The sequence below is a fragment of the Streptomyces solicamelliae genome, from assembly GCF_045348655.1.
GTDB lineage: Bacteria > Actinomycetota > Actinomycetes > Streptomycetales > Streptomycetaceae > Streptomyces > Streptomyces solicamelliae.
This window is the reverse complement of record NZ_CP160404.1, coordinates 7,104,686-7,130,614: the sequence shown is the minus strand read 5'-3', so window position 1 is coordinate 7,130,614 and position 25,929 is coordinate 7,104,686. Positions and strand designations below refer to the sequence as shown.

25 protein-coding genes are annotated in these 25,929 nt (G+C 73.7%); 12 read left to right on the top strand and 13 right to left on the bottom strand.

Going from position 1 to position 25,929, the window contains the following annotated elements; genetic code table 11:
* Positions 1-104 precede the first annotated feature (104 nt).
* The 4 genes from ABZO31_RS32880 to ABZO31_RS32865 all read right to left on the bottom strand — a co-directional run bounded on the left by ABZO31_RS32880 (position 105) and on the right by ABZO31_RS32865 (position 4,509).
* The gene (locus ABZO31_RS32880; RefSeq protein ID WP_406864986.1) at positions 105-1,190 is read right to left on the bottom strand and encodes a winged helix DNA-binding domain-containing protein; all 1,086 of its coding nucleotides are present in this window, start codon (positions 1,188-1,190) and stop codon (positions 105-107) included.
* Between the two features lie 139 nt (positions 1,191-1,329).
* Positions 1,330-2,997 carry an FAD-dependent oxidoreductase gene (locus ABZO31_RS32875; protein ID WP_406864985.1) on the bottom strand — a complete coding sequence of 556 codons (1,668 nt, stop codon included), beginning with the start codon at positions 2,995-2,997 and terminating at the stop codon, positions 1,330-1,332.
* Positions 2,998-3,028: 31 nt separating this feature from the next.
* Complete coding sequence (locus tag ABZO31_RS32870) at positions 3,029-3,955, bottom strand: AurF N-oxygenase family protein (protein WP_406864984.1); 927 nt, start codon at positions 3,953-3,955, stop codon at positions 3,029-3,031.
* Between the two features lie 161 nt (positions 3,956-4,116).
* Complete coding sequence (locus ABZO31_RS32865; protein ID WP_406864983.1) at positions 4,117-4,509, bottom strand: winged helix-turn-helix transcriptional regulator; 393 nt, start codon at positions 4,507-4,509, stop codon at positions 4,117-4,119.
* Positions 4,510-4,625: 116 nt separating this feature from the next.
* Here ABZO31_RS32865 and ABZO31_RS32860 point away from each other — a divergent pair, with 116 nt between their 5' ends.
* Together ABZO31_RS32860 and ABZO31_RS32855 are read left to right on the top strand one after the other, a co-directional pair.
* Complete coding sequence (locus ABZO31_RS32860; protein WP_406865557.1) at positions 4,626-5,471, top strand: SDR family oxidoreductase; 846 nt, start codon at positions 4,626-4,628, stop codon at positions 5,469-5,471.
* Between the two features lie 51 nt (positions 5,472-5,522).
* Positions 5,523-6,191: a class I SAM-dependent methyltransferase gene (locus ABZO31_RS32855; protein WP_406864982.1), complete on the top strand. Its 669-nt coding sequence runs from the start codon at positions 5,523-5,525 to the stop codon at positions 6,189-6,191.
* A gap of 300 nt (positions 6,192-6,491) precedes the next feature.
* On the opposite strand, the gene ABZO31_RS32850 is transcribed toward ABZO31_RS32855, so the two are convergent.
* Positions 6,492-7,559, bottom strand: coding sequence for an enoyl-CoA hydratase/isomerase family protein (locus tag ABZO31_RS32850; RefSeq protein WP_406864981.1), 1,068 nt, complete (start codon positions 7,557-7,559; stop codon positions 6,492-6,494).
* A 158-nt stretch (positions 7,560-7,717) separates the two neighbouring features.
* Here ABZO31_RS32850 and ABZO31_RS32845 point away from each other — a divergent pair, with 158 nt between their 5' ends.
* Positions 7,718-8,512, top strand: a complete 795-nt coding sequence (locus tag ABZO31_RS32845) for an SGNH/GDSL hydrolase family protein (protein ID WP_406864980.1) — start codon at positions 7,718-7,720, stop codon at positions 8,510-8,512.
* On the opposite strand, the gene ABZO31_RS32840 is transcribed toward ABZO31_RS32845, so the two are convergent.
* Complete coding sequence (locus tag ABZO31_RS32840; RefSeq protein ID WP_406864979.1) at positions 8,509-9,303, bottom strand: LysR family substrate-binding domain-containing protein; 795 nt, start codon at positions 9,301-9,303, stop codon at positions 8,509-8,511. The genes ABZO31_RS32845 and ABZO31_RS32840 overlap by 4 nt on opposite strands.
* A gap of 57 nt (positions 9,304-9,360) precedes the next feature.
* Here ABZO31_RS32840 and ABZO31_RS32835 point away from each other — a divergent pair, with 57 nt between their 5' ends.
* The 5 genes from ABZO31_RS32835 to ABZO31_RS32815 all read left to right on the top strand — a co-directional run bounded on the left by ABZO31_RS32835 (position 9,361) and on the right by ABZO31_RS32815 (position 12,564).
* Positions 9,361-9,741 (top strand): DUF5997 family protein, encoded by a 381-nt coding sequence (locus tag ABZO31_RS32835; RefSeq protein ID WP_406864978.1) that lies wholly within the window; start codon positions 9,361-9,363, stop codon positions 9,739-9,741.
* A 198-nt stretch (positions 9,742-9,939) separates the two neighbouring features.
* Entirely contained in the window at positions 9,940-10,572 is a 633-nt protein-coding gene (locus ABZO31_RS32830; protein WP_406864977.1) for a hypothetical protein, read from the top strand.
* Positions 10,573-10,882: 310 nt separating this feature from the next.
* Positions 10,883-11,074: a hypothetical protein gene (locus tag ABZO31_RS32825; protein ID WP_406864976.1), complete on the top strand. Its 192-nt coding sequence runs from the start codon at positions 10,883-10,885 to the stop codon at positions 11,072-11,074.
* 100 nt (positions 11,075-11,174) lie between these two features.
* Complete coding sequence (locus ABZO31_RS32820) at positions 11,175-11,531, top strand: hypothetical protein (RefSeq protein ID WP_406864975.1); 357 nt, start codon at positions 11,175-11,177, stop codon at positions 11,529-11,531.
* 16 nt (positions 11,532-11,547) lie between these two features.
* Positions 11,548-12,564 (top strand): NADAR family protein, encoded by a 1,017-nt coding sequence (locus ABZO31_RS32815; protein WP_406864974.1) that lies wholly within the window; start codon positions 11,548-11,550, stop codon positions 12,562-12,564.
* Between the two features lie 21 nt (positions 12,565-12,585).
* Here ABZO31_RS32815 and ABZO31_RS32810 read toward each other — a convergent pair whose 3' ends face one another.
* A complete protein-coding gene (locus tag ABZO31_RS32810; RefSeq protein ID WP_406864973.1) occupies positions 12,586-14,082 on the bottom strand; it encodes an alpha/beta hydrolase in 1,497 nt (498 codons plus the stop codon).
* A 123-nt stretch (positions 14,083-14,205) separates the two neighbouring features.
* Between ABZO31_RS32810 and ABZO31_RS32805 the strand changes: the two genes are divergently transcribed.
* The gene (locus tag ABZO31_RS32805; protein ID WP_406864972.1) at positions 14,206-15,363 is read left to right on the top strand and encodes an AI-2E family transporter; all 1,158 of its coding nucleotides are present in this window, start codon (positions 14,206-14,208) and stop codon (positions 15,361-15,363) included.
* Positions 15,364-15,375: 12 nt separating this feature from the next.
* Here the strand turns inward: ABZO31_RS32805 and ABZO31_RS32800 are convergent, their stop codons facing one another.
* Genes ABZO31_RS32800 through ABZO31_RS32790 form a run of 3 tightly spaced genes read right to left on the bottom strand, consistent with a single transcriptional unit; the run spans position 15,376 to position 17,774 of the window.
* Positions 15,376-16,974: an MFS transporter gene (locus ABZO31_RS32800; RefSeq protein ID WP_406864971.1), complete on the bottom strand. Its 1,599-nt coding sequence runs from the start codon at positions 16,972-16,974 to the stop codon at positions 15,376-15,378.
* Positions 16,975-16,999: 25 nt separating this feature from the next.
* Positions 17,000-17,290 carry an SHOCT domain-containing protein gene (locus ABZO31_RS32795; RefSeq protein WP_406864970.1) on the bottom strand — a complete coding sequence of 97 codons (291 nt, stop codon included), beginning with the start codon at positions 17,288-17,290 and terminating at the stop codon, positions 17,000-17,002.
* A 43-nt stretch (positions 17,291-17,333) separates the two neighbouring features.
* Positions 17,334-17,774: a DUF6325 family protein gene (locus ABZO31_RS32790; protein WP_406864969.1), complete on the bottom strand. Its 441-nt coding sequence runs from the start codon at positions 17,772-17,774 to the stop codon at positions 17,334-17,336.
* A gap of 158 nt (positions 17,775-17,932) precedes the next feature.
* Between ABZO31_RS32790 and ABZO31_RS32785 the strand changes: the two genes are divergently transcribed.
* Complete coding sequence (locus tag ABZO31_RS32785; protein ID WP_406864968.1) at positions 17,933-18,841, top strand: MerR family transcriptional regulator; 909 nt, start codon at positions 17,933-17,935, stop codon at positions 18,839-18,841.
* 18 nt (positions 18,842-18,859) lie between these two features.
* Here the strand turns inward: ABZO31_RS32785 and ABZO31_RS32780 are convergent, their stop codons facing one another.
* Positions 18,860-19,126 carry a hypothetical protein gene (locus ABZO31_RS32780; protein WP_406864967.1) on the bottom strand — a complete coding sequence of 89 codons (267 nt, stop codon included), beginning with the start codon at positions 19,124-19,126 and terminating at the stop codon, positions 18,860-18,862.
* Positions 19,127-19,322: 196 nt separating this feature from the next.
* Between ABZO31_RS32780 and ABZO31_RS32775 the strand changes: the two genes are divergently transcribed.
* Complete coding sequence (locus ABZO31_RS32775; protein WP_406864966.1) at positions 19,323-20,876, top strand: FAD-dependent oxidoreductase; 1,554 nt, start codon at positions 19,323-19,325, stop codon at positions 20,874-20,876.
* A gap of 23 nt (positions 20,877-20,899) precedes the next feature.
* Here ABZO31_RS32775 and ABZO31_RS32770 read toward each other — a convergent pair whose 3' ends face one another.
* Both ABZO31_RS32770 and ABZO31_RS32765 read right to left on the bottom strand, forming a co-directional pair.
* On the bottom strand, positions 20,900-23,329 hold the full coding sequence (locus tag ABZO31_RS32770) for an endo-beta-N-acetylglucosaminidase (protein WP_406864965.1): 2,430 nt from the start codon (positions 23,327-23,329) through the stop codon (positions 20,900-20,902).
* A gap of 139 nt (positions 23,330-23,468) precedes the next feature.
* On the bottom strand, positions 23,469-24,485 hold the full coding sequence (locus ABZO31_RS32765) for a LacI family DNA-binding transcriptional regulator (RefSeq protein ID WP_406864964.1): 1,017 nt from the start codon (positions 24,483-24,485) through the stop codon (positions 23,469-23,471).
* 148 nt (positions 24,486-24,633) lie between these two features.
* On the opposite strand from ABZO31_RS32765, the gene ABZO31_RS32760 reads away from it, so the two are divergent.
* Positions 24,634-25,926 (top strand): ABC transporter substrate-binding protein, encoded by a 1,293-nt coding sequence (locus ABZO31_RS32760; protein ID WP_406864963.1) that lies wholly within the window; start codon positions 24,634-24,636, stop codon positions 25,924-25,926.
* Positions 25,927-25,929: the final 3 nt, after the last annotated feature.

Sequence of the window (25,929 nt, the reverse complement as noted above, 5' to 3'; positions counted from 1 at the left end):
TGGAGGTCAGGAAAGTTTCCTAACCATTGCCGGGGAGAGTAGAGACGCGGACGCGGGCCGCGCAAGAGCCCTTGCGCTAAAGGCCGTTGTGACGCTCCGTGGTTCTACTCCGCGCGCAGGAACCCGCGGACGGCTGCGGTCTCGACGGCGAGCGCGGCGCGCACCGCCGCGGGCAGTGGCTCGAAGGGCTCGACGTGCACCTCCGCCGTCGCGGCCTTGACCTGCCGGGTCCAGGTTCCGACGGCGAGACCGTCGACGGTCACGGTGGGCCGCAGGACGCCGCCGCCGGGCCAGACGGCACGCTCGTGCGCGGCGGGAACGGAGAGCGCGCGGCTGCGGTAGCCGGTGAGGTAGTTGTCGTACGCGGGCAGGAGGCGCACGTCCGGGCCGTCGGTGACCGATCCGTCGTCGGCCCCGGCGCCGGCGAGCGCGGTGAGCCCCTGGTACGCGGCCGTTGCCCCGGCCGCGGCCAGTGCGCGCCACGCCGTACGCGCCTGACCGACGGGCAGCCCCGACCAGGCGGCGAAGTCGGTGACGTCGGCGGGCCCGTACGCCCGCAGATAGCGGCGGGCCAGTTCGGCTGCGGCGGTCTCCGGGGCCGGCTCCTCACCGGAGCCCGGCAGCCAGTCGCCGAGCGCGACGAACGTCGCCTCGCCGGCCCGCTCGGGCCCGTGGACGAGGATCCCGCGCAGGGCCGCATGGCGGATCAGGTGGAACGCCGCCTGCCCGACCGGGTCGACACCGAGCGGTACCAGACGTTCCGTCAACTCGGCGCGTGTCAGCGGTCCGTGGTCGGCGACGGCGCGCCGGAGAGTCGCGTCGGCACGTTCCCTCAGGGTCGCGTCTAGGCCGAGTTCGCGGTACCGGCGTTCGCCGGTGCTCAGCAGGCGCGGGGCGAGCAGCCGGAGCAGCCATCGCACGTCGGCCGCGGGGACGGTGTGCAGGGTGCCGCGCATGAACCAGCCGCGGGCGATGCTCCGTTCGTCTTCGTAGGCGGCGCGGATCGCCTCCGGGCCGATGGCGCTGCCGCGGGCCCGGATGCCGAGTCGGGCGGCGACGGCGTCCTGCGCCTGGACGGCGAAGACCCGGCCGACGACCGCTGCCGGGTCTGCCTCGCGGACGCCGCCGCCGATCGACTGGGCCCGCGCCCGCAGCTCCCGGACCCGCCGCTCCCGATCCCGCTCCGTCACGTGTCCCGTCTCCTGCCCCTCGGCGCCCCGCGCGCCCGTACGCACAGCAGCCACCGTACGACGCGCGGCGCCGTACGGTGGCTGTCACTCGGCGGTCTCCTCGCGGACCGGTCGGGTACGCGTCCGGGCCGGACACCCCCTAGCGGACGAGGCTCCAGCGGTTGCGCCGCTTGGCGGCGGCCACCAGGTCGGTGACCGTGGCGAGTTTGACGCGGGGGCGGCCGTCGGCGGCGCCCCGGGCGGTCTCGGCGCGTTCGATGGCGCCGAGGCCGCGGGCGTCGACGAGGTGGTCGGCGCGCTTGCGGACGAGGCGGTGGAAGGACTTCGCGTCGTGCGCCGGCGAGGGGGCGGTGAGCGCGCCGGCGACGGCGTCGGCGAGCAGGGTGCCGACGGTCTCGGCGGCGCAGGTGCGGTTGGCGCCGATGCCGCCGGAGGGGCCGCGCTTGATCCACCCGACGACGTACGTGCCGGGCCGGCCGGCGACCCGCCCGCCCTCGTGCGGGACGGTGCCGGTCGCCTCGTCGAACGGCAGACCGGCGAACGGCGCGCCGCGGTATCCGATCGCGCGAAGGAGCAGCCCGGCCTCGATGTCCCGGGCGCCGGTGGCGCTGTCGGTGCGCACGGTGCGGACCCGGTCGTCGCCGAGGGCCTCGGCCGGGGTGCTGTGGAAGCGCAGCACGATCCGGCGGCGTCCCTCCTCCGGCGGACGGCTCCAGTCGACGGGCTCCCGGGCGACGTCGCGCAGGACCGCTGCCTTGCCCTTCGGCCCGGCGGTGTCGACGGCCGCGCCGATGCGGGGGTCGTGGTCGTCGACGACGAGGTCCACGCCGGGCAGGTGCTTGAGGGCGAGCAGTTCGGGCAAGGTGTACGCGGCGTCCTCGGGGCCGCGCCGGCCGAGCAGGACGACCTCGCGGACCTTGCCGGCGCGCAGGGCGGCGAGCGCGTGGTCGGCGATGTCGGTGCGGGCCAGGGCGTCGGGGTCGGCGAGCAGGATGCGGGCGACGTCGAGGGCGACGTTGCCGTTGCCGACCACCACGACCCGTTCGGCGTTCAGGTCGACGGCGTCCGGGGCGACCTCGGGGTGCGCGTTGTACCAGGCCACGAAGGTGGTGGCGGAGAGGCTGCCGGGCAGGTCCTCGCCGGGGATGCCGAGGCTGCGGTCGGTGGACGCGCCGACGGCGTAGACGACGGCGTCGTGGTGCGCGGCGAGTTCCTCGGCGGTGATGTCGTCGCCTACGTTCAGGCCGAGGTACATGCGCACGCGCGGGTGGTCGTGGAAGCGGGAGAAGGTCTCGCCGACCTTCTTGGTGGCGGGGTGGTCGGGGGCGACGCCGTAGCGGACCAGACCGCCGGCGACCGGCAGCCGGTCGACGAGGGTGACCTCGGCGTCGGTGTGCAGGAGCAGGTCCTGGGCGGCGTACATGCCGGCCGGGCCGGTGCCGACGACGGCGATCCGGAGCGGCGCGAAGTCGGAGGGCAGCACGCGGGAGAAGGACGGCTCGCCCCAGGCGTGGAAGTTGGGCCCGTGGTCGGCGGGCTCCGGTGCGGATCCCTCCTGGTCGTAGTACGCCGCGTTGATCGCCGCGTACTCCTTGAGGGGGCCGGTGAGGGAGTCGACCGGGAAGATCGCGTCGACCGGGCAGGCGTCGGCGCAGGCGCCGCAGTCGATGCATGCCTTGGGATCGATGTGCAGCATGTCCGTGCTGCCGAAGGCCCGCTCCTCCGGCGTGGGGTGGATGCAGTTGACCGGGCAGACGGCGATGCAGGTGGCGTCGTTGCAGCAGGTCTGGGTGATGGCGTAGGTCATGGCGTCGCTCGGATCGGCTCTCGGGGCGGGGTCAGATGAGGTGGGCGCGCTTGTAGAACGCGAGCGCGGGCCGGGTCAGCAGGCCGCAGGAGGCGAGGAAGTCCATCAGCCCCGAACAGCTCGACCGCATCATCGACTTGTGGTGCTGGTTGGCGCGGGCCTCGGCGAGGGCGCGTTCGGTGTCGAGTCCGGCGTTGTCGTAGACCTTCTTGTTCACCATGCTGGTGACGATGAAGTACGAGGCGACGGCGACGACGAAGGCCTGCAGCCGGCGGCGCACGGGGCCGGCACCGGCGAGGCGCTTGCGGGTCTCGTCGCGGGCGAACTTCATGTGCCGCGACTCCTCGACCACGTGGATGTTGTTGATGGTGCGGACGAAGGGCACCACGCGCTCGTCGCGCATCCAGTCGCGCTGCATCACGTCGAGGACCTCCTCGGCGACGAGGATGGCGGCGTAGGCGGCCTCGCCGAAGGCCAGCGTCTTGAAGGCGCGGCCGAGTTCGAGGACGTAGCGGGGCGGCCGGTAGGCGGGGGCGCCGAGCTTGGCGGCGCCGCGGGCGAACATGATGGAGTGCCGGCACTCCTCGGCGATCTCGGTGAGCGCCCACTGGAACTTGGCGTCGGTCGGGTCCTTGGCGTAGATGTCGCGCAGCACCATCTGCTGCAGGATCATCTCGAACCAGATGCCGGTGCTGGCGACCGAGGCGGCCTCCTGCCGGGTCAGCTCCTTGCGCTGCTCCTCGGTCATCTCGTTCCAGTACGCGGTGCCGTAGAGCGAGCACCACTCGGGGCTGGCGCCGTGGAAGTCCTTGTCGAGCGGGGTGTCCCAGTCGACCTCGGTGGCCGGGTCGTACGCGAGGATCGCGGCGGAGGCGAGCAGGCGGCGCGCGACGGCGTGCTCCTCGTGCTCCGCGTGGTCCCGGTTCGCGGTCTCCGGGCGGACGGTGCTGCTGGCCATGCTGCGGCTCCTCGGCTCGACGGTGTACGTCAGGGCGCGGCCGGGTGGCCGGAGCGACGCCCACGCTCCGACCCCCTGCTTGTTAGACGGACCGTACAACAAGGGGTGCGCGCGAGCCTACCCCCAAGTAAGTAAGAACCTGTCGCCGCAGTTCACGCCGCTCATCGGGGTCCGTCGGCCGCGTCGTACGCCTCGCGGGCCGCCTCCACGCGGCCCAGATGGCCGTCGCCCCACTCGGCGAGCTGGGCGAAGAGCGGGGCGAGGCTGCGGCCCAGCTCGCTGATCTCGTACTCGACGCGGGGCGGGACCTCCGGGTGGTACGTGCGCACGACGAGGCCGTCCCGCTCCATCTGCCGCAACCGCTGGGTCAGCACCTTGGGGGTGATGCGGCCGATGTGCCGTTGCAGCTCGACGAAGCGCATCCGGCCGCGTGCGTGCAGGGTCCACAGGATGGGTGTGGTCCACCGGCTGAACACGATGTCGACGACGGGGCTGACCCGGCAGGCGAACTCCGGATCCGCGTCCGGCGACTGCTTCCCCCACGCTTCCGTCATCAGGCACTTCCCTCTCGGTGGGTCACTTTCCTCTAGGTACCTACTATGCGCCCACTGTTAGCGTCCGGGCATAGCCGATGCGGGTGCAACCCCGCCTCTATTTCTGGGAGTTCCTTGTGTTTGTGGTGACGGGTGCAACGGGCAACGTGGGACGCGCGGTGGTACGGATCCTCGACGCCGCCGGGGAGCGGGTGACCGCCACCTCGCGCGGCGTCACGGCGGCCGACGTCCCGGACGGTGTCCGGCACGTGCCGGCGGACCTCGCGGACGCCGACGGGCTCCGCCCGGTGTTCGAGGGGGCGGACGCGGTGTTCCTGCAGAGCGGCGGAGCGAGCGCGCATCTGCTCAGTCCGCGGGACCTCGTGGACGCAGCGAAGGCGGGCGGCGTCCGCCGGATCGTGCTGCTGTCCTCGCAGGGGGTCGCGACCCGGCCCGACTCGGCCTCGCACGGCGAGGTCGCCCTCCGGTTCGAGGACGCGGTACGGGATTCGGGGCTGGAGTGGACGATCCTGCGACCCGGCGGCTTCGCCTCCAACTCCTTCGCCTGGGTCGAGTCCGTACGCGCCCGGCGCGAGATCGCCGCGCCGTTCGCCGACACCGGCCTGCCGGTGATCGACCCGGACGACATCGCCGAGGTCGGCGCGACGGCGCTGCGGCAGTCGGGACACGCGGGCCGGGTCTACGAGCTGACGGGACCGGTCCTCAGCACCCCGAGGGACCGGGCCGCCGCCCTCGCCGACGCCCTCGGCGAGCCGATCCGCTTCGTCGCGCAGACCCGCGCCGAGGCACACGCGCAGATGATCGGGTTCCTGCCGGAGCCGGTCGTCGAGACGACCCTGGACATCCTCGGCACCCCGACACCGGCGGAGCAGCGGATCAGCCCGGACGTCGAGCGGGTCCTGGGCCGAGCCCCGCGCCCGTTCGCGGAGTGGGCGGCCAGGAACGCGGCGGTGTTCCGGTAACCGGCCCTGCTCCGGCCTGCGTTGTCAGTGGCGCGGGGCAGGATGGGGCGGATGAGCGAGCACACCGCTGAGATCAGCGCCTACTGGGACGCCGCCGCGGCGGCCTTCGACGAGGAGCCCGACCACGGCCTTCGGGACGGGCGGACCCGGGCCGCCTGGGCCGCCCGCCTGCTCCCCTGGGTGGGGACGCGGGAGCACGGAGGCGGGCTCGACGTCCTGGACGTGGGATGCGGCACCGGCTCGCTGTCCCTGCTGCTCGCCGGTGCCGGGCATCGGGTCACCGGCGTCGACCTCGCGCCGCGCATGGTGGAGCAGGCCCGGGCGAAGCTCCGGGACGCCGGGCTGCCGGCCCGCTTCCTGGCCGGCGACGCGGCGCGGCCGCCGACGGACGCGGCGCGCTTCGACGCCGTGGTCTGCCGGCATCTGCTGTGGACGCTCCCCGATCCGGCGGCGGCGCTGCGGGAGTGGGTGGCGCGGCTCCGGCCGGGCGGGCGCCTGGTCCTCGTGGAAGGCCGATGGCGCGAGGCCGGCGAGCAGGGCGTGCCGTACGTCACCGGGGCGGCGTCGCTGCCGTGGCACGGCGGGGTGACCGCGGTCGAACTGTCCGCCGCCGTACGGCCGCTGGTGTCCGCGCTGCGGATCGAGCCGCTCAGCGGGGAGGCGGAGCTGTGGGGTGGTCCCGTGGACGACGAACGGTATGCGCTGGTCGCGGAGGTGTGAGGCGGCGAAGCGCTTCCGGCGAGTCGGCGAAGGGGCCTCCGGCGAGTCGACGAAAGGGCTTCCGCTGAGTCGACGAAGGGGCTTCCGGTGAGTCGGCCAAGGGCCGTCCGACCGCGGCCGGCATATGCCGATGACTCGTCCTTGCACGAGTCTGTTGCGGCGGGGCGGCGGGTGCCATGCTGATCACGGCGCCTGGCAGTCCCCCGAGTTGCGAGGAGCCTTCGGCCCCGCCCTGCGTCCGCGCGGAGGCGGGGCCGCGCCGTCCCTCCCGCCCTCCCCACGGGAGGGCCGGCGGCATGTTCAGGCCGGGGCGGAGAGCCCCAGGTCGCCGCCCGCCGGGACGGCGAAGTACCGCGCGACGTCCTCGTCGGTGACCTCCGCGAGGGTGGCCGGCGACCAGCGCGGCTCGCGGTCCTTGTCGACGACCTGCGCGCGGATGCCCTCCACCAGGTCGGCGGAGGCCAGCGCGGCACAGGAGAGCCGGAACTCCATGGTCAGGACGGTCTCCAGGGAGTCCGCCCGGCGCGCGCGGCGGATCGCGGCCAGCGTGGTCTTGAGCGCGGTCGGCGACTTGGCCAGCAGCGTGCCGGCGATCTCCTTCGCGTCGGGCGTGCCGACCTCGTACAGCCGCTCCACGATCGCCTCGACGGTGTCGGCCGCGTAGCAGGCGTCGAGCCACTCCCGCCGCTCCTCCAGCACACCGGGCGGTGCGGTCCGCGCGTACGCGGCCACCGCCTCGTGCGCGGGCGTGCGGGTCAGCTCGGCGGCGAGTGCCGGCAGGTCCTCGGCCGGTACGTAGTGGTCCGCGAGGCCCGCGAGCAGGGCGTCCGCCGCGCCGACGGGCGTGCCGGTGAGCGCCAGGTGGGTGCCCAGCTCGCCGGGCGCGCGGCTCAGCAGGTAGGTGCCCCCGACGTCGGGCACGAAGCCGATCCCGGTCTCGGGCATCGCCACCCGGGAGCGCTCGGTGACGACGCGCACGGAGCCGTGGGCCGAGACCCCGACACCGCCGCCCATCACGATCCCGTCCATGAACGCGACGTACGGCTTGGGGTAGCGGGCGATCCGGGCGTTGAGCCGGTACTCGTCGCGCCAGAAACCGATCGACTCCGTACCACCGGAGCGGGCGTCGGCGTGGATGGCGCGGATGTCGCCGCCCGCGCAGAGCCCGCGCCCGCCGGCCCCCTCGATGACCACGGTCTCGACGGCGGGATCGTCCTCCCACCGGGTCAGCGCCTCGTCGATGCGCCGCACCATGGCGTGGGTGAGGGCGTTGATCGCCCGCGGCCGGTTGAGGGTGACGAACCCGGCGCGGCCCTCGGTGCGCAGGAGCACCTGCGGCTCGTCGGCCTGGGTCGACTCGTCGGACATGGTCACGCCGTTCCCTCCGGAAGGATCATCGGACCGGAACACCGTAACCGTTGAGCCGCCCGAGGGACCGCGGAGGACTACATACTCAACAATGCGAATACTCGCATCCGCGTGTATCGTCGGCGACAGGTGAGACCGGAATGGGAAGGCGGGGGGAGATGTCCGGGGCGAGCAATGTGTACCGACGCTATGTGGCACTGGGTGACAGCCAGTCGGAAGGGCTCGGCGACGGGGACGACGTCGTGGGTCTGCGCGGCTTCGCCGACCGGCTCGCGGAACGCCTGGACGCGGCCGCGCCCGGGGTCACGTACGCGAATCTCGCCGTCCGTGGCCGACTGGCCGGTCAGGTGCGCGCCGAACAGCTCGGCCCCGCCCTGGCACTGCGCCCCGATCTGGCCACGGTCGTCGCGGGCGTCAACGACATCCTGCGGCCGCGGTTCGACGCGGCCGAGGTCGCCGGGCACCTGGAGGAGATGTTCGCCGCACTCCGGTCCGCGGGTGCGGACGTGGCCACCGTGACGTTCCCGGACATCGGGCGGATCACCCCGCTCGCCAGACCGCTGGCGCCCCGGGTGTACGAGCTCAACGACCGCATCCGCGCGGCGGCCGGACGGCACGGCGTCGTGGTCGCCGAGACCGCGCTTCAGGAGGCCACCACGGATCCGCGGATGTGGGCGGACGACCGGCTCCACGCCGCGCCCCTCGGGCACGACCGCATCGCCGCCGCCCTGGCGCACGCCCTGGAGCTGCCCGGCAGCGACGACACCTGGACCCGGCCGCTGCCGCCGATGACGGTACCGACCGGTCTGCGCGCGGCGGCGCACGAGCTGAGCTGGGCGGCCGGGTTCCTCGGCCCCTGGCTCGTGCGCCGGCTGCGCGGCCGGTCCTCGGGGGACGGCCGTACGGCCAAGAGGCCGGAGCTGCTGCCGCTCGGCCGAGGCGCGATCCGCTAGGAGCGGCGGCGCGGCTTCCCGGGCTTCGCGCCCTTCGTACCGCCGCCGCCCGCGCGTCCGCCGCGCCCCGCGGCGGAACGGCCGCCCGACTTCCCCGCGCCCGACTTCCCGGCCGCGGGCTTCCGCCCGGTCGCCGCCTTCGGCTTCGCCGCGCGGGGCTTCTGCTCGTCCTGGCCCGGGCGGCGGCCCCGGGAGCTGTTCACCGTCCGGCCGCGGACGATGCCGATGAAGTCCTCCACCAGGTCGGTGGTCTCCTCCTTCGGCCAGGACAGGGCGATCTGCGACTGCGGGGCACCGGTCAGCGTCCGGTACGTGAGGTCCTTGCGGTGGTGGAGCCGGGCCAGGGACTGGGGCACGACCAGCAGCCCGATGCCCGCCGCGACCAGCTCGATCGCGTCGGCCGTCGTCGCCGGACGCTCGAAGGCGGGCTTCCCCGGCGGGCGCTCCCAGCCGAGGGTGTCGTCGAGCGGGTGCAGCAGGATCTCGTCGGCCAGCTCCCCCACGGCCAGCTCCTCGACCGCGGCGAAGAGGTGGTCCTTGGGCAGCACCACGACCGTGGCCTCGACGTACAGCGGGATCGCGCTCAGGTCCTCCCCGTCCACCGGCATCCGCACGAACCCGGCGTCCGCCCCGCCCTCGCGCAGCAGGCCGAGCGCGTCCGCCGGGGCGACGGGGGTCAGGATCAGGGGGGTGTCGGGCAGGCGCTCGTTCCAGATCCGGACCCACTTCGCGGGGGTCACACCGGGGACGTACGCGAGCCGGAACGAGGGGGTTTCTTCCGAGCCGGTCACCGGTCCAGGCTACCGGGCGTGGTCGGGACCAGCGCACATGCTCGATATTCTCGATGCATGACAGCGCAGCACACCCCCCAGACGATGAAGCCGGCGACCGCCGCGAAGAAGCTCAACGTGTACCTGCCGGCCACCCCCGCCGAGTTCCAGGAGGGCGTCGTCTCGCGCTCGGAGCTCGCCGCGCTCCAGGCCGACCCGCCGGAGTGGCTGCGCGAGCTGCGCCGCACCGGCCCGCACCCACGGCCCGTGGTCGCCTCGAAGCTCGGCGTGTCGATCTCCGGGCTGGCCCGCGGCGGCGTCTCCGAGGCGCTCACCACCGAGCAGATCGAGGCGCTGAAGGCGGAGAATCCGGAGTGGCTCCAGAAGGAGCGCGCCACGCAGGCGGAGACCCGCAAGGAGGCCGCCCGCATCAAGGCCAAGAACGCCGAGCGCGACTGACCACGGAAGCGCCGGACGACGGCCCCGCTCCTCGCACCGAGGAGCGGGGCCGCTCCCGTTCCCCGCCGACACGCCTGCCCCGGGCGGTCGTTCGACGATTCGGCCGTTCTTCCGGAAAACAACACCGTTGCACAATCAACAACCTCATACTGTGGGGGTCCGGACACCCAGTTCCGACACACAGTCACGGGGACGTTCATGGCCGCACTTCTGCGCAAGCCGCCCTCCGACGACATCGCCCGCGCACTGCGGGACGAACTCGGGCTCACCCACGCCCCGCCCGCCATGCCGCTCCCCGCGGGCAGCAGCGGGGTCCCCGCGGACAGTCTGCTGCCGTCGCGGGAGGACTTCGGCGGCGCGGACGCACCGACGCACGGCTACGTGTACGTCGACGCGCCCGCGCCGCGCCCGTTCGAACTGCGCGTCGCGCTCACGGGCGCCGCGGAACCCGACGACCCCGCCGTGCCCGTCACGCCCGTCCTCGACGCCGACGCCTTCGGCGATCTCGTGTATGCCGTGCCGCTGCTCGCCCCGGTGGCCGCGCGCTTCGCCCTGGGCGCGCCGCAGGGCCCCGGCCGGGCGGGCCGTTCCGTCTTCGAGGGGGAGGCGGCGGTCGTGGCCCGGCTCAACGCGGACCCGAGCCTGCTGGACCGCGCCAACGCGCTCACCGCCGTGGCGGAGTGCCCGCAGCGGCTGCTGACGGTGGAGCCCATGCCGCACGGCGCGGTGCTCCTCGTCCGCACCCGCCGGCAGACGGTCGTCCAGGGCTGGAGTCTCGGCTCCGAGCACGTCCTGGACCTCGCCGAGCGCATCGAGGCCGCCCTGTACTGAGCGCCGCGCCCGGGCCCCGTACGACACTTCGACACGGCGTCCCGCGAGGGGTTGTGGCACAGTGCGCGCCCGGCCGCCGGCCGGCGACCGGTTCCCGCACGGCGCGGATCGCGTGAGGTGCGGGGCGTCCCTCCGGCCGCACGGCGCCGCATCGGCCGGCCCGTGCCGCACGGCCCGGGCGTTCACCCGTCCGGCGGACGGCCGGGGCACCCGGACGCACGCCACCCGAACGGCCCCGCACGGGACGTGCGTCGGGCGTCGGACCGGTCCACTGGAGGAGTCAAGCGTCCGCCGAATCCCGGAGACGGCCATGTACGAAATGCACGTCGGCACCGCCCCGCCGGACGGAACCCTCGTCTGGCACATCGCCGCGAAGGACCGCGCGACCGCGTTGTGCGGCGAGTCCCTCCCGGCGGAGCACGCCGCCGACCGCGACACCACCGACCGGCACTGCGCGCCCTGTATGAGTTCGTTCCAGGAACTCCTGGATCAGCGCGCCTGAGCCGCTGGTTATCCTGTGACCTGCGCCGACGTGGGGTCGGCGCAGCCCCGCGAGGATGGACGTGCGCCGCCCGGCGGCACGGCAGGAGACGGAGAGCCCGATGGACGCCCAGCACTTCGAGCGGATCACCGCCTTCATCGAGGCACGGCTCACCCCGGTCTTCGATCCCGCCAACGGCAGCGACCACGGGTTCGGGATGGACGACACCTCGCGGGCCCTGCGCGCGCTGCGGAACGCCGTCGCCGCGGCGTCGGCGGTGAAGGGGCTCGCCGCGCAGCGGGCGACGGCCGATCCGAAGCTGCGCAGTGTCATCGACCAGGCGCTGGAGCACAACTGGGACGTCCTGCGGGGCATCGCCCGGATGTGGGAGGACCATCCGGACTTCCTCAAGGAGTTCAAGCGTCACACCTGGGACTTCGACCTCGTGCCGACCGCCGCGGCGGGCTCGGAGGGCTGACGCCTACACTCCTCCGGTGAGCAAGCCGAAGATCCACCGCATCGTCGACGGGGAACGGATAGACGGCGTCTCCCGCCCGGCGTTCCTCCGCAACGGCGACCACCACTACCTGGTCCAGCTCGGCATCTACGCGGACGGGCTGATCGACTGCTGGGGGCTGGTGACGCTGGAGGAGTTCGCCGCCGACGTCCGGCGCGGCCGCGTCGTCACCCGGTTCGAGGACGGCATGCGGGCGGCCGTGTTCGAAACGGTGGAATGGGAGTTCGGCCGGGTGCTCTCCCATCCGCTGACGCCCGAGTCGCTGATCGCCGAGGTCCGTGACGACATCGACGAGCTCAACGGCCGACCGGATGCGGTGCAGCGCGCCTGGCACGCCGTCGACGCGTTCCGCGTCGAGCCGACCGAGGAGCGGCGGGCCGCGCTGAGGGCCGCGTACGAGCAGATCCCGGAACACGAGCGCCATGCCGCCCTCGCCGACCACTCCGTCGGCGACGGGCCGCTGTACGACCTGGCGATGGGCATCGGCGAGCAGGTGACGCCCGATCAGTACCGGGAATCCCTCGACTACTTCGAGGAGGAGTGGGGCGACGCCCGCGAGTGCCCGGCACGGTTCGGGCGTCCGGAGCCCGAGCCGGAGGAGCACCCGACGGTGGTCCTCGCGCCGTGGCCGCCCGCCACCGGGGCACCGGAACCGCCCGGGCTCGCGGTGCTGCGCAACGAGTGGCCGGCGCCGATCCGGGTCGGGGACGCCACGTACGCGTCGGTGAGCGAGGCGTACGCGGCGATCGACCCGCCGGCCGAGGCGCGGACGGCGGTGATGGCGGCGCTGCTGCGGGCCAAGTACCGGCAGCATCCGGAGCTTGCGGCCGTCCTGACCGGCACCGGGACGGCCCGGATCCACTGGCGGCCCCTCTGGTCCGACGCGTTCGAGGACTTCTGGGGCTGTGAGCGCGACGGACGCAACTGGACGGGCCGGCTCCTGGAGCTCGTCCGGAGCGAACTGCGCCTCGAGGGCCTCGGCCTGCCGCTCTGACCGGCGGCGTCCGTCCCGCCGTCAGCTCTCCAGACGGTCGAGCACGGCGCGCATCGTCCGCTCCACGGCGCGGCGGGCGTCCTCGGAGCGGTCGGTGGTCTCGAAGCCGTGTGCGCCGCCGGGCAGGTCGATCACCTCGACGTCGGCCGCGGTCCGGTCGGCCGCGGCCAGGAACGCCTCGACGGTCGCGGCGATCTCGGGCCGCTCCCGCCCCACGCGCAGCAGCACGATCGGCGGGCGGTTCGTCGTGTTCCCGAGCGCGGCAGCCGGTCGGAAGCGGGGATCGGACGGGCCCCAGGCGGGTAGCGGCGCGAGGATCGGGTACGCGGCCGCCACACAGCGCAGCCAGGGAGGGGGCTGGGCGATCCACGGCGCGGAGAGCAGCCCGCCAGCGGAGACGAACCACAGGGCGATCCGGTCCGGATCGACGCGCGGATCGGCCCGGAGCAGGTCGACGGCGGCGGCGAGGTCCTCGGCGGCCCGCGGGTACGCGGAGACGTCGTGCAGCCGGTGGTCCACGGTCGCGCCGACCGCACCGAGGCCCGCCGCGTACCGGGCGTAGCCCACGAAGGCGGGCCAGTCGCGCGGGGTGGGCTCCACCCCGGCGGGCACGGGGCCGCCGTGGACGAACAGCACCGCGGGGCGCGGCGCGTCGGCCTCGGGCGGGTACAGGTCGACCCGTCCCACCCGCTCGCGGCGGCGTCCGGGCAGGTCCAGCAGGAACGGCCCGAGGTGCGGCGGCAGTTCGCCGTCGGCCGGCCGGGCCACGCGGTGGCCCTCGCCCTTCGCGGCGGAGAGAAGGACGTCGGCCAGTTCGCCGGGTGCGGAGAGCATCGGCCAGTGTCCGGTGGCGAGTTCGAAGAACGTGGTCCCCGGCTCGGTGAGGACCCGGAACCGGGGGTCGCCGAGTTCGACCAGGGCCTGGACGCCGGCGATGCTCCCACCGGCGGCGCACAGGACGCCGGTGAGGGGGAGCCCGGCGACCTCGGCGGTGCGGCGGAGTGGCTGGGTCAGGGTGGCCGGGGGCTGCGGGGCGGCGCGGCGGATCAGCCGGTCCAGCGTCGCGTCGTCCAGTCCGTCGGTGCTCCCCCACCGCTGCCACTCCTCGCGCGAGGCGGGCGGCGGCAGGTGCGCGGCACCCTCGGCGAGGGCCTGGTGCACGGCCGGGTCCGGTACGAGGGCGAGGGCCGGCGCCCCTTCCTGGACGAGGCCGGTGTCGACGTGGACGACGCGGGTGATCCGCGCGGCGCGGCGGCCGGCCGCACCGAGCAGGGGGTGGACGCCGTAGTCGTGGCCGACGAGGACCACCTCCGGGTCGTCGACCCGGTCGACGAGTTCCACCAGCTCGCGGACGTGCCGTTCCAGATCCGTGCCGGGCGGAGCCGCGGGCGCCCGGACGCCCATCCCGGTCAGCGCCGCATTGTGCGCCTCGGCCCCGGCGGCGCGCAGCCGCGCCGCCACGTCCTCCCACACCCAGCCGCCCGTGTACGCCCCCGCCACCAGAACGAACGCCGTCATGACTCTCCTTCGTGCCGTGTCCTGTCTGCCCGGGCACGGTAGGAACTCCCCCTGCGGGAGATTCAAGTGGCGGTTCAGGGGCGGGGCTCGGGCGGTCCGGGGCCGTTCCATAGGGTGACCTCCATGTCTGTCTCGTTGAGTTCCGCGAAAGCGGCCGCGGCGCTGCGCACGTCGGCCCGCGTCTCCGCCGAGTCGTTGCTGGTGCTGTTGATGGCGGCGGTGACGCTGTGGATCCTCGGCCACATGTGGTCCGTCGTCTGGCCGCTCGTCGTGGGTCTGTTCCTGACCACGCTGACCTGGCCGCCGACGCGTTTCCTGCGCCGGCACGGCTGGCCGCCGGCCCTGGCGGCGGCCACCGTCACGCTCGCGTTCCTGCTCGTGGTCGCCGGGATCGTCGCCCTGATCGCGGTGCCGGTCGCGTCCCAGTCCGGTGAGTTGTCGAAGGGGGTCGTGGAGGGGATCCAGCGGCTGCGCGAGTGGGCCGCGGGACCGCCGCTGAACATCGGCCAGGACCAGCTGACCGGCGCGTTCGACACGGCGGTCGACCGTGTGCAGAGCAGCATCGGCAGCATGGTCACCACGGTCGTGTCCGGCGTCGGCACCGTGTTCAGTGGGATCGTCACGGCCTTCCTGGCGCTGTTCCTGATGTTCTTCTTCCTCAAGGACGGGCCGCGTTTCCTGCCGTGGCTCACCCGCCAGCTCCCGGGCCGGCTGGCCGTCGACGTGCCGATCGTGGCGGAGCGCGGCTGGGACACGCTGGGCGCGTTCGTGCGCAGCCAGGCGTTCGTCGGTCTGCTGGACGCCGTGTTCATCGGCCTGGGGCTGTGGTACCTCGACGTGCCGCTGGTCTGGCCGCTGGCCGTGCTGACGTTCGTCTCCGCGTTCGTGCCGATCATCGGCGCGCTGTTCGCCGGTCTCGTCGCGGTCCTCATCGCGCTGGTGTCGAACGGTCCGACCGACGCGCTGATCGTCCTGGCGATCATCGTCGTGGTGCAGCAGCTGGAGGGCAATGTGTTCCAGCCGATGATCCAGAGCCGCGGGCTCGGCCTGCACGCGGCGGTCGTCCTGCTCGCCGTGACGCTGGGCGGCAGCCTGGCCGGCATCGTGGGCAGTCTGCTCGCCGTGCCGGTGGCGGCGCTCATCGCGGTGGTCTGGAACTACCTGCGCGACCAGTTGAGCGACCCGCAGCAGGAGCCGGACGCGGACGACGAGGGCCCGGACCCGGACGCCGCGGGTCCGGATCCCGACACGGCGCCGGCCCCGGTCCCCGTCGCCTCCTGACCGGGGCGGCCCTCACGCCGCCTCGCGCTTCCCGGCCGTCGGACGGCGGCCGGGAATGCCGCGGGTGAAGAGGAAGCTCGCCAGGGTGATCCCGCTGCAGGCGAGGACCGCCGTCTTGAGCCCCTGGATCTGAGCCTCCTGGTAGCTCTCGACGATCGCGGCGGCCTCCGCGGGCGGCACGGCGGACCGGGCGGCCAGCGCGTCCGCGACGTCGTCGGCGGGTACGAACGAGATACCCGCCTCCACCCGCACCGCGGCCTGGCCGGCAATCGCCGCGGAGACCCGCGGGTCCTCCTCGATCTTCGCCGTCACGGAGCCGGCCAGCGCGCCGATGAGCAGGGCGCCGATGAGGGCCGTACCGAGCGACGAGCCGAGGTTCTGCGCGGTGTACTGCAGGCCGCCCGCCTCGCTGCGGTCCTCCTCCCGGACGCTGGACTGCACGACGTTGCCCAGCTGGGAGGCGAGCATGCCGAGGCCGAGTCCGAGCAGCGTCATCGCCCCGGCGAAGGACGCGCCCTTCAGCTCCGGTTCGATGGCCGTGATCAGCCACACCGTGGCTCCCAGCAGCACCACGAGGCCCGCCCGGACGACCGTACGCGGCGACGCGAAGCGCAGGAGCAGGCTGCCGCACATCGAGGCGGCGAGCATGGCGAGAGAGACGGGCAGCAGTTTCAGGCCCGTCTCGAAGGCGTCGAGGCCCTGGAGGACCTGCAGGTAGAGCGGGATGACGAAGAAGAGTCCCAGCAGGATCGTGTTCTGGTTGAACAGCGTCGCGAGCCCCGAGCGGAGCTCCCGGTTCTTGAGCAGGTCCAGTGAGACGAGGGGCGTGCGCCCCTTGGCCTCGCGCCGCCGTTCATGACGGCAGAAGACGTACAACAGGGCCGCCCCGAGGGCGAAGACGAACAGGGTCGGCGCGAAACCCAGCACGGTGAACGGCGGATTGCGCGGCTCCACCCAGCCCCAGGTGCCGCTCTGCAGCACGGACAGGACCATCAGGGCCAGGCCCGCGGCGGACAGGACGACGCCCACCGCGTCGAGTGCGGGGCGTTCGGACGGCCGCGGCTGCGGGGGCACCCAGCTGATCAGCAGCAGGATCAGCGCGACGAGGGCGACCTCTCCGGCGAAGACCAGCCGCCAGGTGAGGTACGTGGTGACCCAGCCTCCGAGCAGCGGCCCCACCGCGATGCCCGCGCCGGCGAGCCCGCCGACGACGCCGTAGGCGACGGCCCGGTCGCGTCCCGTGTAGGAACCCGCGACCAGCGACGCCAGGGCGGGCAGGACGAGCGCGGCCCCGAGCCCCTCGATGACGGACCAGCCGAGCGCCAGGACGCCGAGGGTGGGCGCCACGGCGGTGAGCCCCGAGCCGACGCCGTACACGCCGAGGCCCACGATGAAGACCCGCCGCCGGCCGAACATGTCGGCGAGCTTCCCGCCGGTCAGCATGAAGGCGGCCATCAACAGCGTGTAGAGGGTGATGACCGCCTGGATGGCGGTGACCTCGGTGTCGAAGTCCTCGACCAGCTGGCTGATGGACACGTTCATGACCGAGGCGTCCAGCACCATGAGGAACTGGGCCGTCCCGAGCACGATCAGCGGTTTCCACTTGTTCACTGCCGGCTCCGGGTCGAGGTCGCCGTCATGCGCCGAGGATCTTCGCCTTCTGCGCGGCGAACTCCTCCTCGGTGAGCACGCCCTGGTCCTTCAGCGCGGAGAGCTGCTGGAGCTGGGCGATCCTGTCGTCCATCGACGTCTCCTGCGGCGGCGGCGCCGCCGGCTGGGCCGGCGCGGGCGGCGGCGGGGGCTGCTGGTAGGCGGCCTCCTGCTGGGCCCAGCGGCCCGCCTGACGGCGGGAGACGCGATTCGACACGGCGGTGGCCGTGCCGGCGACGACGGCGGTGCGTGCGACGCCTCGTAGCAGTCCGGGCATGTCTGCCTCCTCGGCTCGGGAAGGTGGGTGTGGGGGACCCGGCTCAGGCGGCTTCGAGCGCGTCCAGCGCCTCGACGACGTCCTGGAGCGGCACGCGTCCGCCGGCGATCATGCGGGCGCCCGAGCGGCGCAGGGCGGCGGCCAGCGGTGCCGCCCACAGGTTCTCGTAGAGCAGGACCGCGGCGGAGTCGCCGGGCGCCAGGAGACCGCCGGCCTCGGCCTTGTCCTCCTCGCCGAGCAGCCCGGAGGACGCGCCCTCGAAGAAGGCGAGGTCGAGCTCGCCGTCGGCGTCGACATCGGTGATCTCCATGCCGATCAGCGTCCCGTCCGCCTCCTTCTTCACGAAGGTGAGGTCGAGGATGCGGATGATGCCGCGGTCGACCAGGTCTCCGAGGAGGGCGAGTCCCTCGCCGGTGAGGTGGCTGCCGGGGAACTCGATGACCACGTAGTCGATGGGGCCGGGTTCGTCGGGTGGGGTGGTCACGTCGGCTCCTCTCGGTGGGTGCGAACGTGCGAACGCACGCCGCGCCGTTGCGCTGTCCCCATCGTGGCACCGATGCCGGAGGACCACCTGCCGGGCTCCGCCGGGCGGGCATACTTGCCGGTGAGCGGGGGCGGGGAGCCCTCCGGGGGAGGTACGGGGTGTCGCCCGAGGGCCTGTGGAGCATCGGTGAGCTGGCCGAGCGTGCCGGTGTGACCGTCAAGACCGTGCGGTACTACTCGGACGGAGGGCTGCTGCCCGCGGCGGGGCGCAGCGCGGGCGGGCACCGGCGGTACGGGCCCGAGGCGCTGGAACGGCTCCGGTTGATCCGGTCGTTGCGCACGCTGGACCTTCCGGTGCCGGAGGTGGCGCGGGTGCTCGACGACGAGGACGGCGCCGTGCTCGAGGGTGTCGTCGAGGGGCAGTTGCGGGAGCTGGGTGCGCGCATGGCCGCGCTGCGCTGGCGGGAGGCCGCGCTGCGGCTCGTACGGGACTGCCCGCCGGGCGAACGGGCCGAGCGGCTGCGGCTGGTGGGCGCGGTGCGGGTGCCGCCGAGCACCGACGCGCTGGCGCGCTTCTGGCGGCGCTGGCTGCCGCCGCGGCTGCCCGCGCGGGTCGTGGCGACGGTCCTGGAGCAGACGGTGCCGCAGCCGCCGGAGGACCCCTCGCCGAGCCAGGTGCTGGCCTTCGCGCGGCTGCACGCCTTCGTGTCCGCGCCCTGCGAGGCCGGCGACCGCGCCCAGCCGGCCGCGCACCGCGGGCATCGGCCGGACGTCCTGTACGAGGGGCTCGACGACGCGTACGCGCTGGCGGCGCCGCGGTTGCGGGCGGGCCGGGCCCCGCGGGCGGGCGAGGCACTGGACTGCTTCGTCGCCGCGTACGCCCGCTCCGGCGGGAGCAGGGACACGCCCGCGTTCCGCCGCGACCTGGGCCGGGTCCTCGCGGCCGATCCGCGGATCGACCGCTACTGGCGGCTCGCCGCCGAGGTGTTCGGCCCGGACCGGACGACGGCGGGCGCGGCCCACGACTGGCTCCTCGCCGCCCTGCACACGGACCTCGAAGCGGCCTGACCGCGCCGGGGAGCGCCGCTACCGCGTGTCGCCGCGCCAGTCCCAGCGTCTGGGGTCGCCTGAGCGGGGCGCGTACTGCGCGCGGCCGCCCGCGCCGTAGGCCCCTATCTCCGTGGGCAGGGCAACCGGCTCCTCCAGCTGACGCTCGGTCCAGCCGGTGACGTCGAGGAGCAGTCCGTCGAGCGGGCCGGCCACCAGTTCGCGGTAGTCGTGCCCGGGGCGCGGACCGGGGTCGGGGTCGTCGTGGTCGGCGCCGTAGACACGCCCTCTCATCAGCTCGTCCATGTCCGCAAGGATCGCAGTCGGCACTGACAACGCCCTGTTCGAAGCCTCGGGCCTCACCGTCGCCGCTCGGTCCCACCCCGCGGTCGCCGCGCGTCACCCACCCGTCACCCCGGGCGCTCACGGCACACCGTGCACATGGCGCGTCGGCGCAGCGGGTAATCCGTTAGTCGGGGGCACCACCGGCGGGAGGCTCCGCATGCACGATCCTCTGGCGCTCAACGACGAACGCGGGCCGCAGTCCCACTGGCTCGCCACGGCACATCGCCGGCCCCGACCCCGCCTCGACGAGGACCTGACCGTCGACGTGGCGGTCATCGGGGGCGGCATCGCCGGTCTCGTCACCGCGTGGGAGCTGGCGAAGGCGGGCCGCGAGGCCGTGGTCCTGGAGGCCGACCGGCTGCTCTCCGGGACCACCGGATCGACCACCGGCAAGGTCACCGCGCTCCACGGACTGCGCTACGAGCGGCTGCGCCGCACGGTCGGCGAGGAGGGCGCGGGACTGTACGCGGCCGCCCAGCAGGACGCGATCGAACGCCTCGTGGCGCTCGCCGCCGAGCTGGGCACGGACGCCGAACTCGAACTCCGGCCCGCGTACACGTACGTGACGGAGCCGGAGAGCGTCGCGGACGTCCGTGCGGAGACCGCCGCGGCCCGGGCCGCGGGCCTCGACGCGCACTTCGTCACCGACACCGGCCTGCCGTTCCCGGTGGCCGCCGCCGTCCGCGTCGACGACCAGTACCAGTTCCACCCGGCGGCCTTCCTGACGTCGCTCGCCGACGCGCTCGTCTCCGCCGGTGGACGCATCCACGAGCGCACCCGGGTCATCGACCTGCACGAACGTGCCCACATCCGGCTCGAGACCGAGGACGGGGCCGTGATCAAAGCCTCGGACGCCGTGGTGGCCACCGGCTTCCCGGTCTTCGCCCCGACGTCCCTGCTGATCCGCCTCGCCCCGCGGCACGAACTGGTCATCGCCGCTCCCCTGCCGGAGGACGCGGATCCGCAGGGCATGTACCTCACACCGGAGGACCGCACCCGCTCCGTGCGCACCGCCCCGCACGGCTCGGGCCGGCTGCTGATCGTGACGGGCGAGGCGTTCCGGCCGGGCGCGGGCGACGTCGGCGTGCGGTACGCGCGCCTGGAGAGCTGGGCGCGCCGGTACTTCCCCGGCTTCGGCGAGGCGGGCGCGCCGCTGCGCTGGGCGGCGCAGGACGTGGACTCGGCCGATCTGGCGCCGTACGTGGGCCATATGCATCCGGGGACGCAGCACGTGTACGTGGCCACCGGGTTCGGCGGCTGGGGCATGAGCGGCGGGGTGATGGCGGGCCGGCTGCTCGCCGCCCATCTGCTGGGCCTGCCGCGGCCGTCGTGGACCGAGGTGTGCGATCCGCGGCGGCCCGCGCCGCCGCGCGAACTGCCGGAGCTGGTGCGGGAGCAGCGGGAGGTCGCGGCGCACTATCTGGGTGACCGGCGCCGTCTGGAGCGGGCGGAGTCGCTGGACGCGCTGTTGCCGGGCACGGGCGCGGTGGTGCGGGACCACGGGCAGCCGCGGGCGGTGCAGCGGGACGTGTCGGGGGTGCTGCACGCGCTGTCGGCCCGGTGCACGCACATGGGGTGCCTGGTGGCGTACAACGAGGCCGAACAGACGTGGGAGTGCCCGTGCCACGGTTCGCGCTTCGCGCCGGACGGGACGGTGCTGCAGGGGCCCGCGACGGAACCCCTGCCGCGCCGTGCCCGCCCGGACGTGTAGACCAGGCGTGCAGACGGTCGCGTCTACGGTCCCCAGGCCTCGAACTCGTAGATCCGGGCGGCCGGATCGGTGGTCTGGGTGGGCCGGGTGATCTGGAGCCGGGCGTAGCGGGCCGTGACGGAGACCGGGTGGGTGGTGACGGCGGCCGTGTTGCCGGTGACGGTGGCGGCGGTGGTCCACGGGTCGGCGGTCGAGGAGCGGACCTGGAGGGTGAAGTCGCGGGTGTTCCAGGTGGCGCTCTCCCCGCCGGCGGAGGCGTGCCGGACGGTGAACCGGGTCAGGGCGCGGGCCGAACCGAGGTCCACCTCCAGCCACTTGGTGGCGGTGAGGGTGCACCACTTGTCGGTGGTGCCGCCGGTGACGCTGCCGTTGACGGCCTTGGCCGGGGTCTCGGAGGCGTTGCACTGTCCGGATGCGGTGGCGGGCCGGTTCAGGGCGAGGTTCGTCTCGGGGGCGGTGCCGGACCAGGGGACGGTGGTGGTGGCGACCGGTGAGCGGCCGTACTCGGTGGAGACGGCCTCGACGTCGAGGGTCGTGGTGGTCTCCGTGCCGACGCGGTCGAGCCGGGGCACGAAGTACGCGTCGTTCGGCGTGGCCCCGAGGAAGGTGCGGGTGCCGTCGGGGTTGCGGCGGTGGACCTCGTAGTGGTGCACGGCGCCGGTGGCCGACGGGGTCCAGCCGAGGCGGAGGGACTTGCGGGTGCCGCTCACGTCGGTCGTGCCGAGAACGGTGACGCCGGTCGGCGCGGCGGCGGTGTCGACGGTGCCGTCGTACACGGCGAGTTGTCCGACGCGGATGTCGTACGCGGGGTCGGAGCCGGCGGCCTGCAGGCCGATCTGGGCGATGGTCCGGCCGGCGTACGCGGACAGGTCGAGGGTCTTGGTCTCCCAGCCGGTGCTCCCGGTCGCGCCGAGGTCGAGGGTGGTGACCGCGGTGGGCGCGTCGGTGAACGAGACGGCGGCCTTGAGCCGGGTCGGCCCGGCGGCCGGGGTCTTCACGACGACGGACAGCTTGGTGTCCGCGGCCACGGGGAGCTTCGTCTGGTAGAGGCGCACGGTGTTGACGGCGTCGAGGACGCCGCTGAGCCGCAGCGAGGAGCCGCCCTCGTAGGCGTCGGTGAAGTCGACGGACGGGGTGAGGCGGCTGCCGGTGGAGGAGACCAGCCAGCGGTAGGTGGGTGGCACGTCCTGCAGGGAGAGGTTGTTCCAGCCGGTCGAGGAGACGCGGCTGCCGCGGATGTTGTGGAAGTCGCCCTGGCCGGCGTTGAACGAGGTGACGAACGGTTTGGCGGTGACCGCGGAGGACTCGGGGATGTAGTGTGCGAGGCCCTTCCAGGACGAGCCGGTCGTGGTGTTCGACGGGTCGCCGTTGGCGCCGTCCCAGTAGCGGGCCTCGCGGGCGTGCGCATCGGCGCGGCCGGAGGAGGAGGTGAAGGTCCACTCGGGGCGGTAGATACCGAGGGAGGTGACGTGCTTCTGGCCCGCCGGGAAGAGCGAGCTCCAGGGCACGGAGGTGTTGTAGCCGTTGGCCTCGGTGTCGATGCCGGCCGCCAGTTCGTACTCGCTGCGGCCGAGGTTCCGGGCGAGGGTGCGGGAGGAGTCGAGTCCGGCGGTACTCCATCCGAAGTCCAGGAACATCGAGTCGCTGGTCCGCTGCGGCCCCTCCTGGAGGAAGGAGTCGTTGGCGCTGGTGAGCGCGTCCTGCCAGCTCACGGAGCCTGATTCGGTCATGGCGTCGTACCACATGAACTCGACCGGCCCGAGGCCGCGGGCGTAGCGCATGGCGTTGCGCAGTTCGGTGGCGAGGGTGGCGTCGCCGCCGGCGGTCTCCTGGTTGACGAACCAGCCGTCGAAGCCGTAGTGCTGCGCGACCTGGGCGAGTTTGGCGGCGACGGGGTAGGTGCCGCCGGACTTCTGGACGAAGTCGCGGACCCACTGGATCTCGCCGCCGTAGGCGGTGGGCGGGAAGAAGACGGTGCCGTAGACCTTCACGCCGTTGCGGTGGGCGGCGTCGATGACGGTGGCGTTGGGGGCGAGGATCAGGCCCTCGCTCGCGGAGCCGCCCCAGAAGACCAGCTTGTCGACGTACTGCCAGTGCCCGAAGGCGTAGTAGCTCGGGTCGAGGGAGCCCTGGGAGGGGTTGTTCGAGGTGGGGCCGAAGGAGACGAGGGCGGTGACGCCGCCCTCGCCGGCGCGGGCGTTGGCGTTGGCCTTGAGGGCGGGGTCGGAGACGCGGGGCCGCAGGGGGACGCGGGAGCGGTTGAAGCGGGCGTCGGGGTCGGTGGCCGGGTCCCAGCCCAGGATCGTGTTCGGGTGCCAGTACGAGGCGTGGGGCTGGTCGCCCGCTGCCGCGGCCCGCACCGGTTTCGGCGGGGGTGCGCCGTGTGCGGGGGTGAGGCCGAGCACGGCGGCGATCAGGGCCGCGGTCAGCAGGAGGGTGAGGGGTCGTCTCATCCGGGGCTCCGTTCCAGCGTTCGGGGGGTGGGGGTGCTGGACGTGCGTGGTGCGGAGACGTGCGTGTGACGGACGGGGGGACGCGGGTCGCCACGTCCGCCCGACGACCCGGGAGGCTAAACCCCTTTAGTTGACGCGGTCAAGGGGCCGGCGGCGCGCTGCTCTCGCGCACCGTGAGCCGCGGGGTGGGGTTCTTCGTGTCGCCCGCCGTGGCCGGATCGTCGACGAGCCCTAGCAGGGTCCGCGCGACCTGCTCGCCGAGCGCGAAGGTGTCCCGCGACAGGGCCGTGAGCGAGGGGTGGACGATCCGGGCGAGCGCCGAGTCGTCGAAGGACACGAGGGAAAGCTCGCCGGGCACGGCGACCCCCATCTCGGCGGCGACGCCGAGACCCGCCACGGCCATCACGTCGCTGTCGTAGATGATCGCGGTCGGCCGCTCGGGGCGGGCGAGCAGCGTCCGGGTGGCGGCCGCGCCCTCCGCGTCGCTGAAGTCGGTGGGCAGGGAGACGGCGGTGAGGCCGAGGCGGCGGGCGCTGTCCCGTACGGCGCGGATGCGGCGCTGGGTGTGCTGGAAGGCGGGCAGTCCGGCGAGGTGCGCGATGCGCCGGTGGCCGAGGGCGGCGAGGTAGTCGACGATCGACACCATCGCCTCGCGGTCGTCGGCCCAGACGCTGGGCAGGCTGCCGTGCCGGCCGGGGCCTCCGATGACGAGGGCGGGGACGCCGAGTTCCTCGAGGACGGGGACGCGCGGGTCGCGGACCTGGAGGTCGACGAGGACGAAGCCGTCCACACGGTGCTCGGAGGTCCAGCGCCGGTAGACCTCGATCTCGGCTGCGGTGTCCTCGACGACGAGCAGGTGCAGGGCGGTGCCGCGCACGGACAGTCCGGCCTGGAGGCCGGAGAGCAGCTGGCCGAAGAACGGCTCGAGTCCGATGGTGCGGGCGGGCCGGGCGAGGACGAGTCCGACGGCGTCCGCGCGGGCCCCGCCGAGGGCGCGGGCGGCGCTGTGCGGGCGCCAGTTCATCTCTTCCGCGACCTGCAGAATCCGCGCCCGGGTGGTCTCGCTGACACCGGGGCGGCCGTTCAGCGCGAAGGACACCGCGCCCTTGGACACCCCTGCCCGGCGGGCGATGTCGGCGATCGTCGGTCTGGCCATGCAGCGCCCCTTCGGTCCGCACACCTTCTTGACACGGCAGTCTAGCCGGGAGCATAGTCCCGAATCGCTAGACCGGTTTAGTAGCTCCGCACCGTAGCTCCGCACCGCACCATCGACAGGCAGCCGACGAGCGAACCGGGAGACCTCTATGCGCAGCAGACTCTGGATACGGCCGGTCCTGGCGGCGGTCGCGGCGACGGCCCTGGCGGGCTGCGGCCTCAGCGACCCGGCCGCGTCCGACGGCACCGACGGCAAGGGCGCGCCGGTCGACGGCGAGGTGAAAGGCACGGTCTCGATCCAGACCTGGGCCCTGAAGCCGAAGTTCACCACGTACATGGAGGGCGTCATCGACGCCTTCGAGAAGAAGCACCCCGGCGTCGAGGTCCAGTGGCTGGACCAGCCGGGCGAGGGCTACTCGGAGAAGGTGCTCAGCCAGGCGGCCGGCGGCACGCTGCCCGATGTCGTCAATCTGCCGCCGGACTTCGCGCTGCCGCTGGTCAAGCAGAAGATGTTGCTCGACATCGCGACCGCGGACCCGAAGGCGGCGGGCGAGTACGTCGCCGGCGGCCTGGAGGCGTACCGCTTCGGCGGCCACCAGGGCACGTACGGCTACCCCTGGTACCTCAACACCGACGTCAACTACTGGAACGCCGAGCTGCTCACCACGTACGGCCTCGACCCGAAGAAGCCCCCGGCCACGCTGGACGAGCTGATCACCGCGGCCCGCGAGGTGAAGGCGAAGTCCGGCGGCGCGACGTATCTGATGAGCCGCAAGCCCGGCCTGATGGACTTCGCCAACGCCGGGGTGAAGCTGATGTCCGAGGACGGCACCCGCTTCACCTTCAACACGCCCGAGGCCGCCGCGCTGCTCGACACGTACCGCTCCGCCTTCAAGGAGGGGCTGCTCCCCAAGGACGTGCTGACCGAGACGTACGCCGGGAACGCCAAGCTCTTCAACGCAGGTACGGCCGCCTGGACGACCGGCGGCGCGAACCACATCGACAGCATCGCCACCGACAACCCCTCGCTGGCCCCGAAGGTGGTCTCCTCCCCCGCGATGGGCACGCCCCCGCTGTACGTGCAGGGCCTGTCGGTCGCGAAGTCCACCAAGAACGCGCCCGCCGCGGTGGCCCTGGCCCGCTGGGTGACCAACGCCCCGAACCAGGCCGCCTTCGCCCATCTGACCAGCATCTTCCCCTCTACGAAGGCGTCGGCCTCGGACCCGTTCTTCAGCAGGAGCGACGGCACCAACGGCGGCGACGCGAAGGTCACCGCGTTCACCTCGCTCGCGAACGCCAGGATGCTCCAGCCGGTGCAGGCGAACGACGCGATCAACACCGTCATCAACCAGCAGATCGCGCTGGCGATCAGCGGCCAGGCCGAGTCGAAGAAGGCCCTGGACACGGCCGTGGCGCGGGCCGACCAGCTGCTGAAGGACTGACCG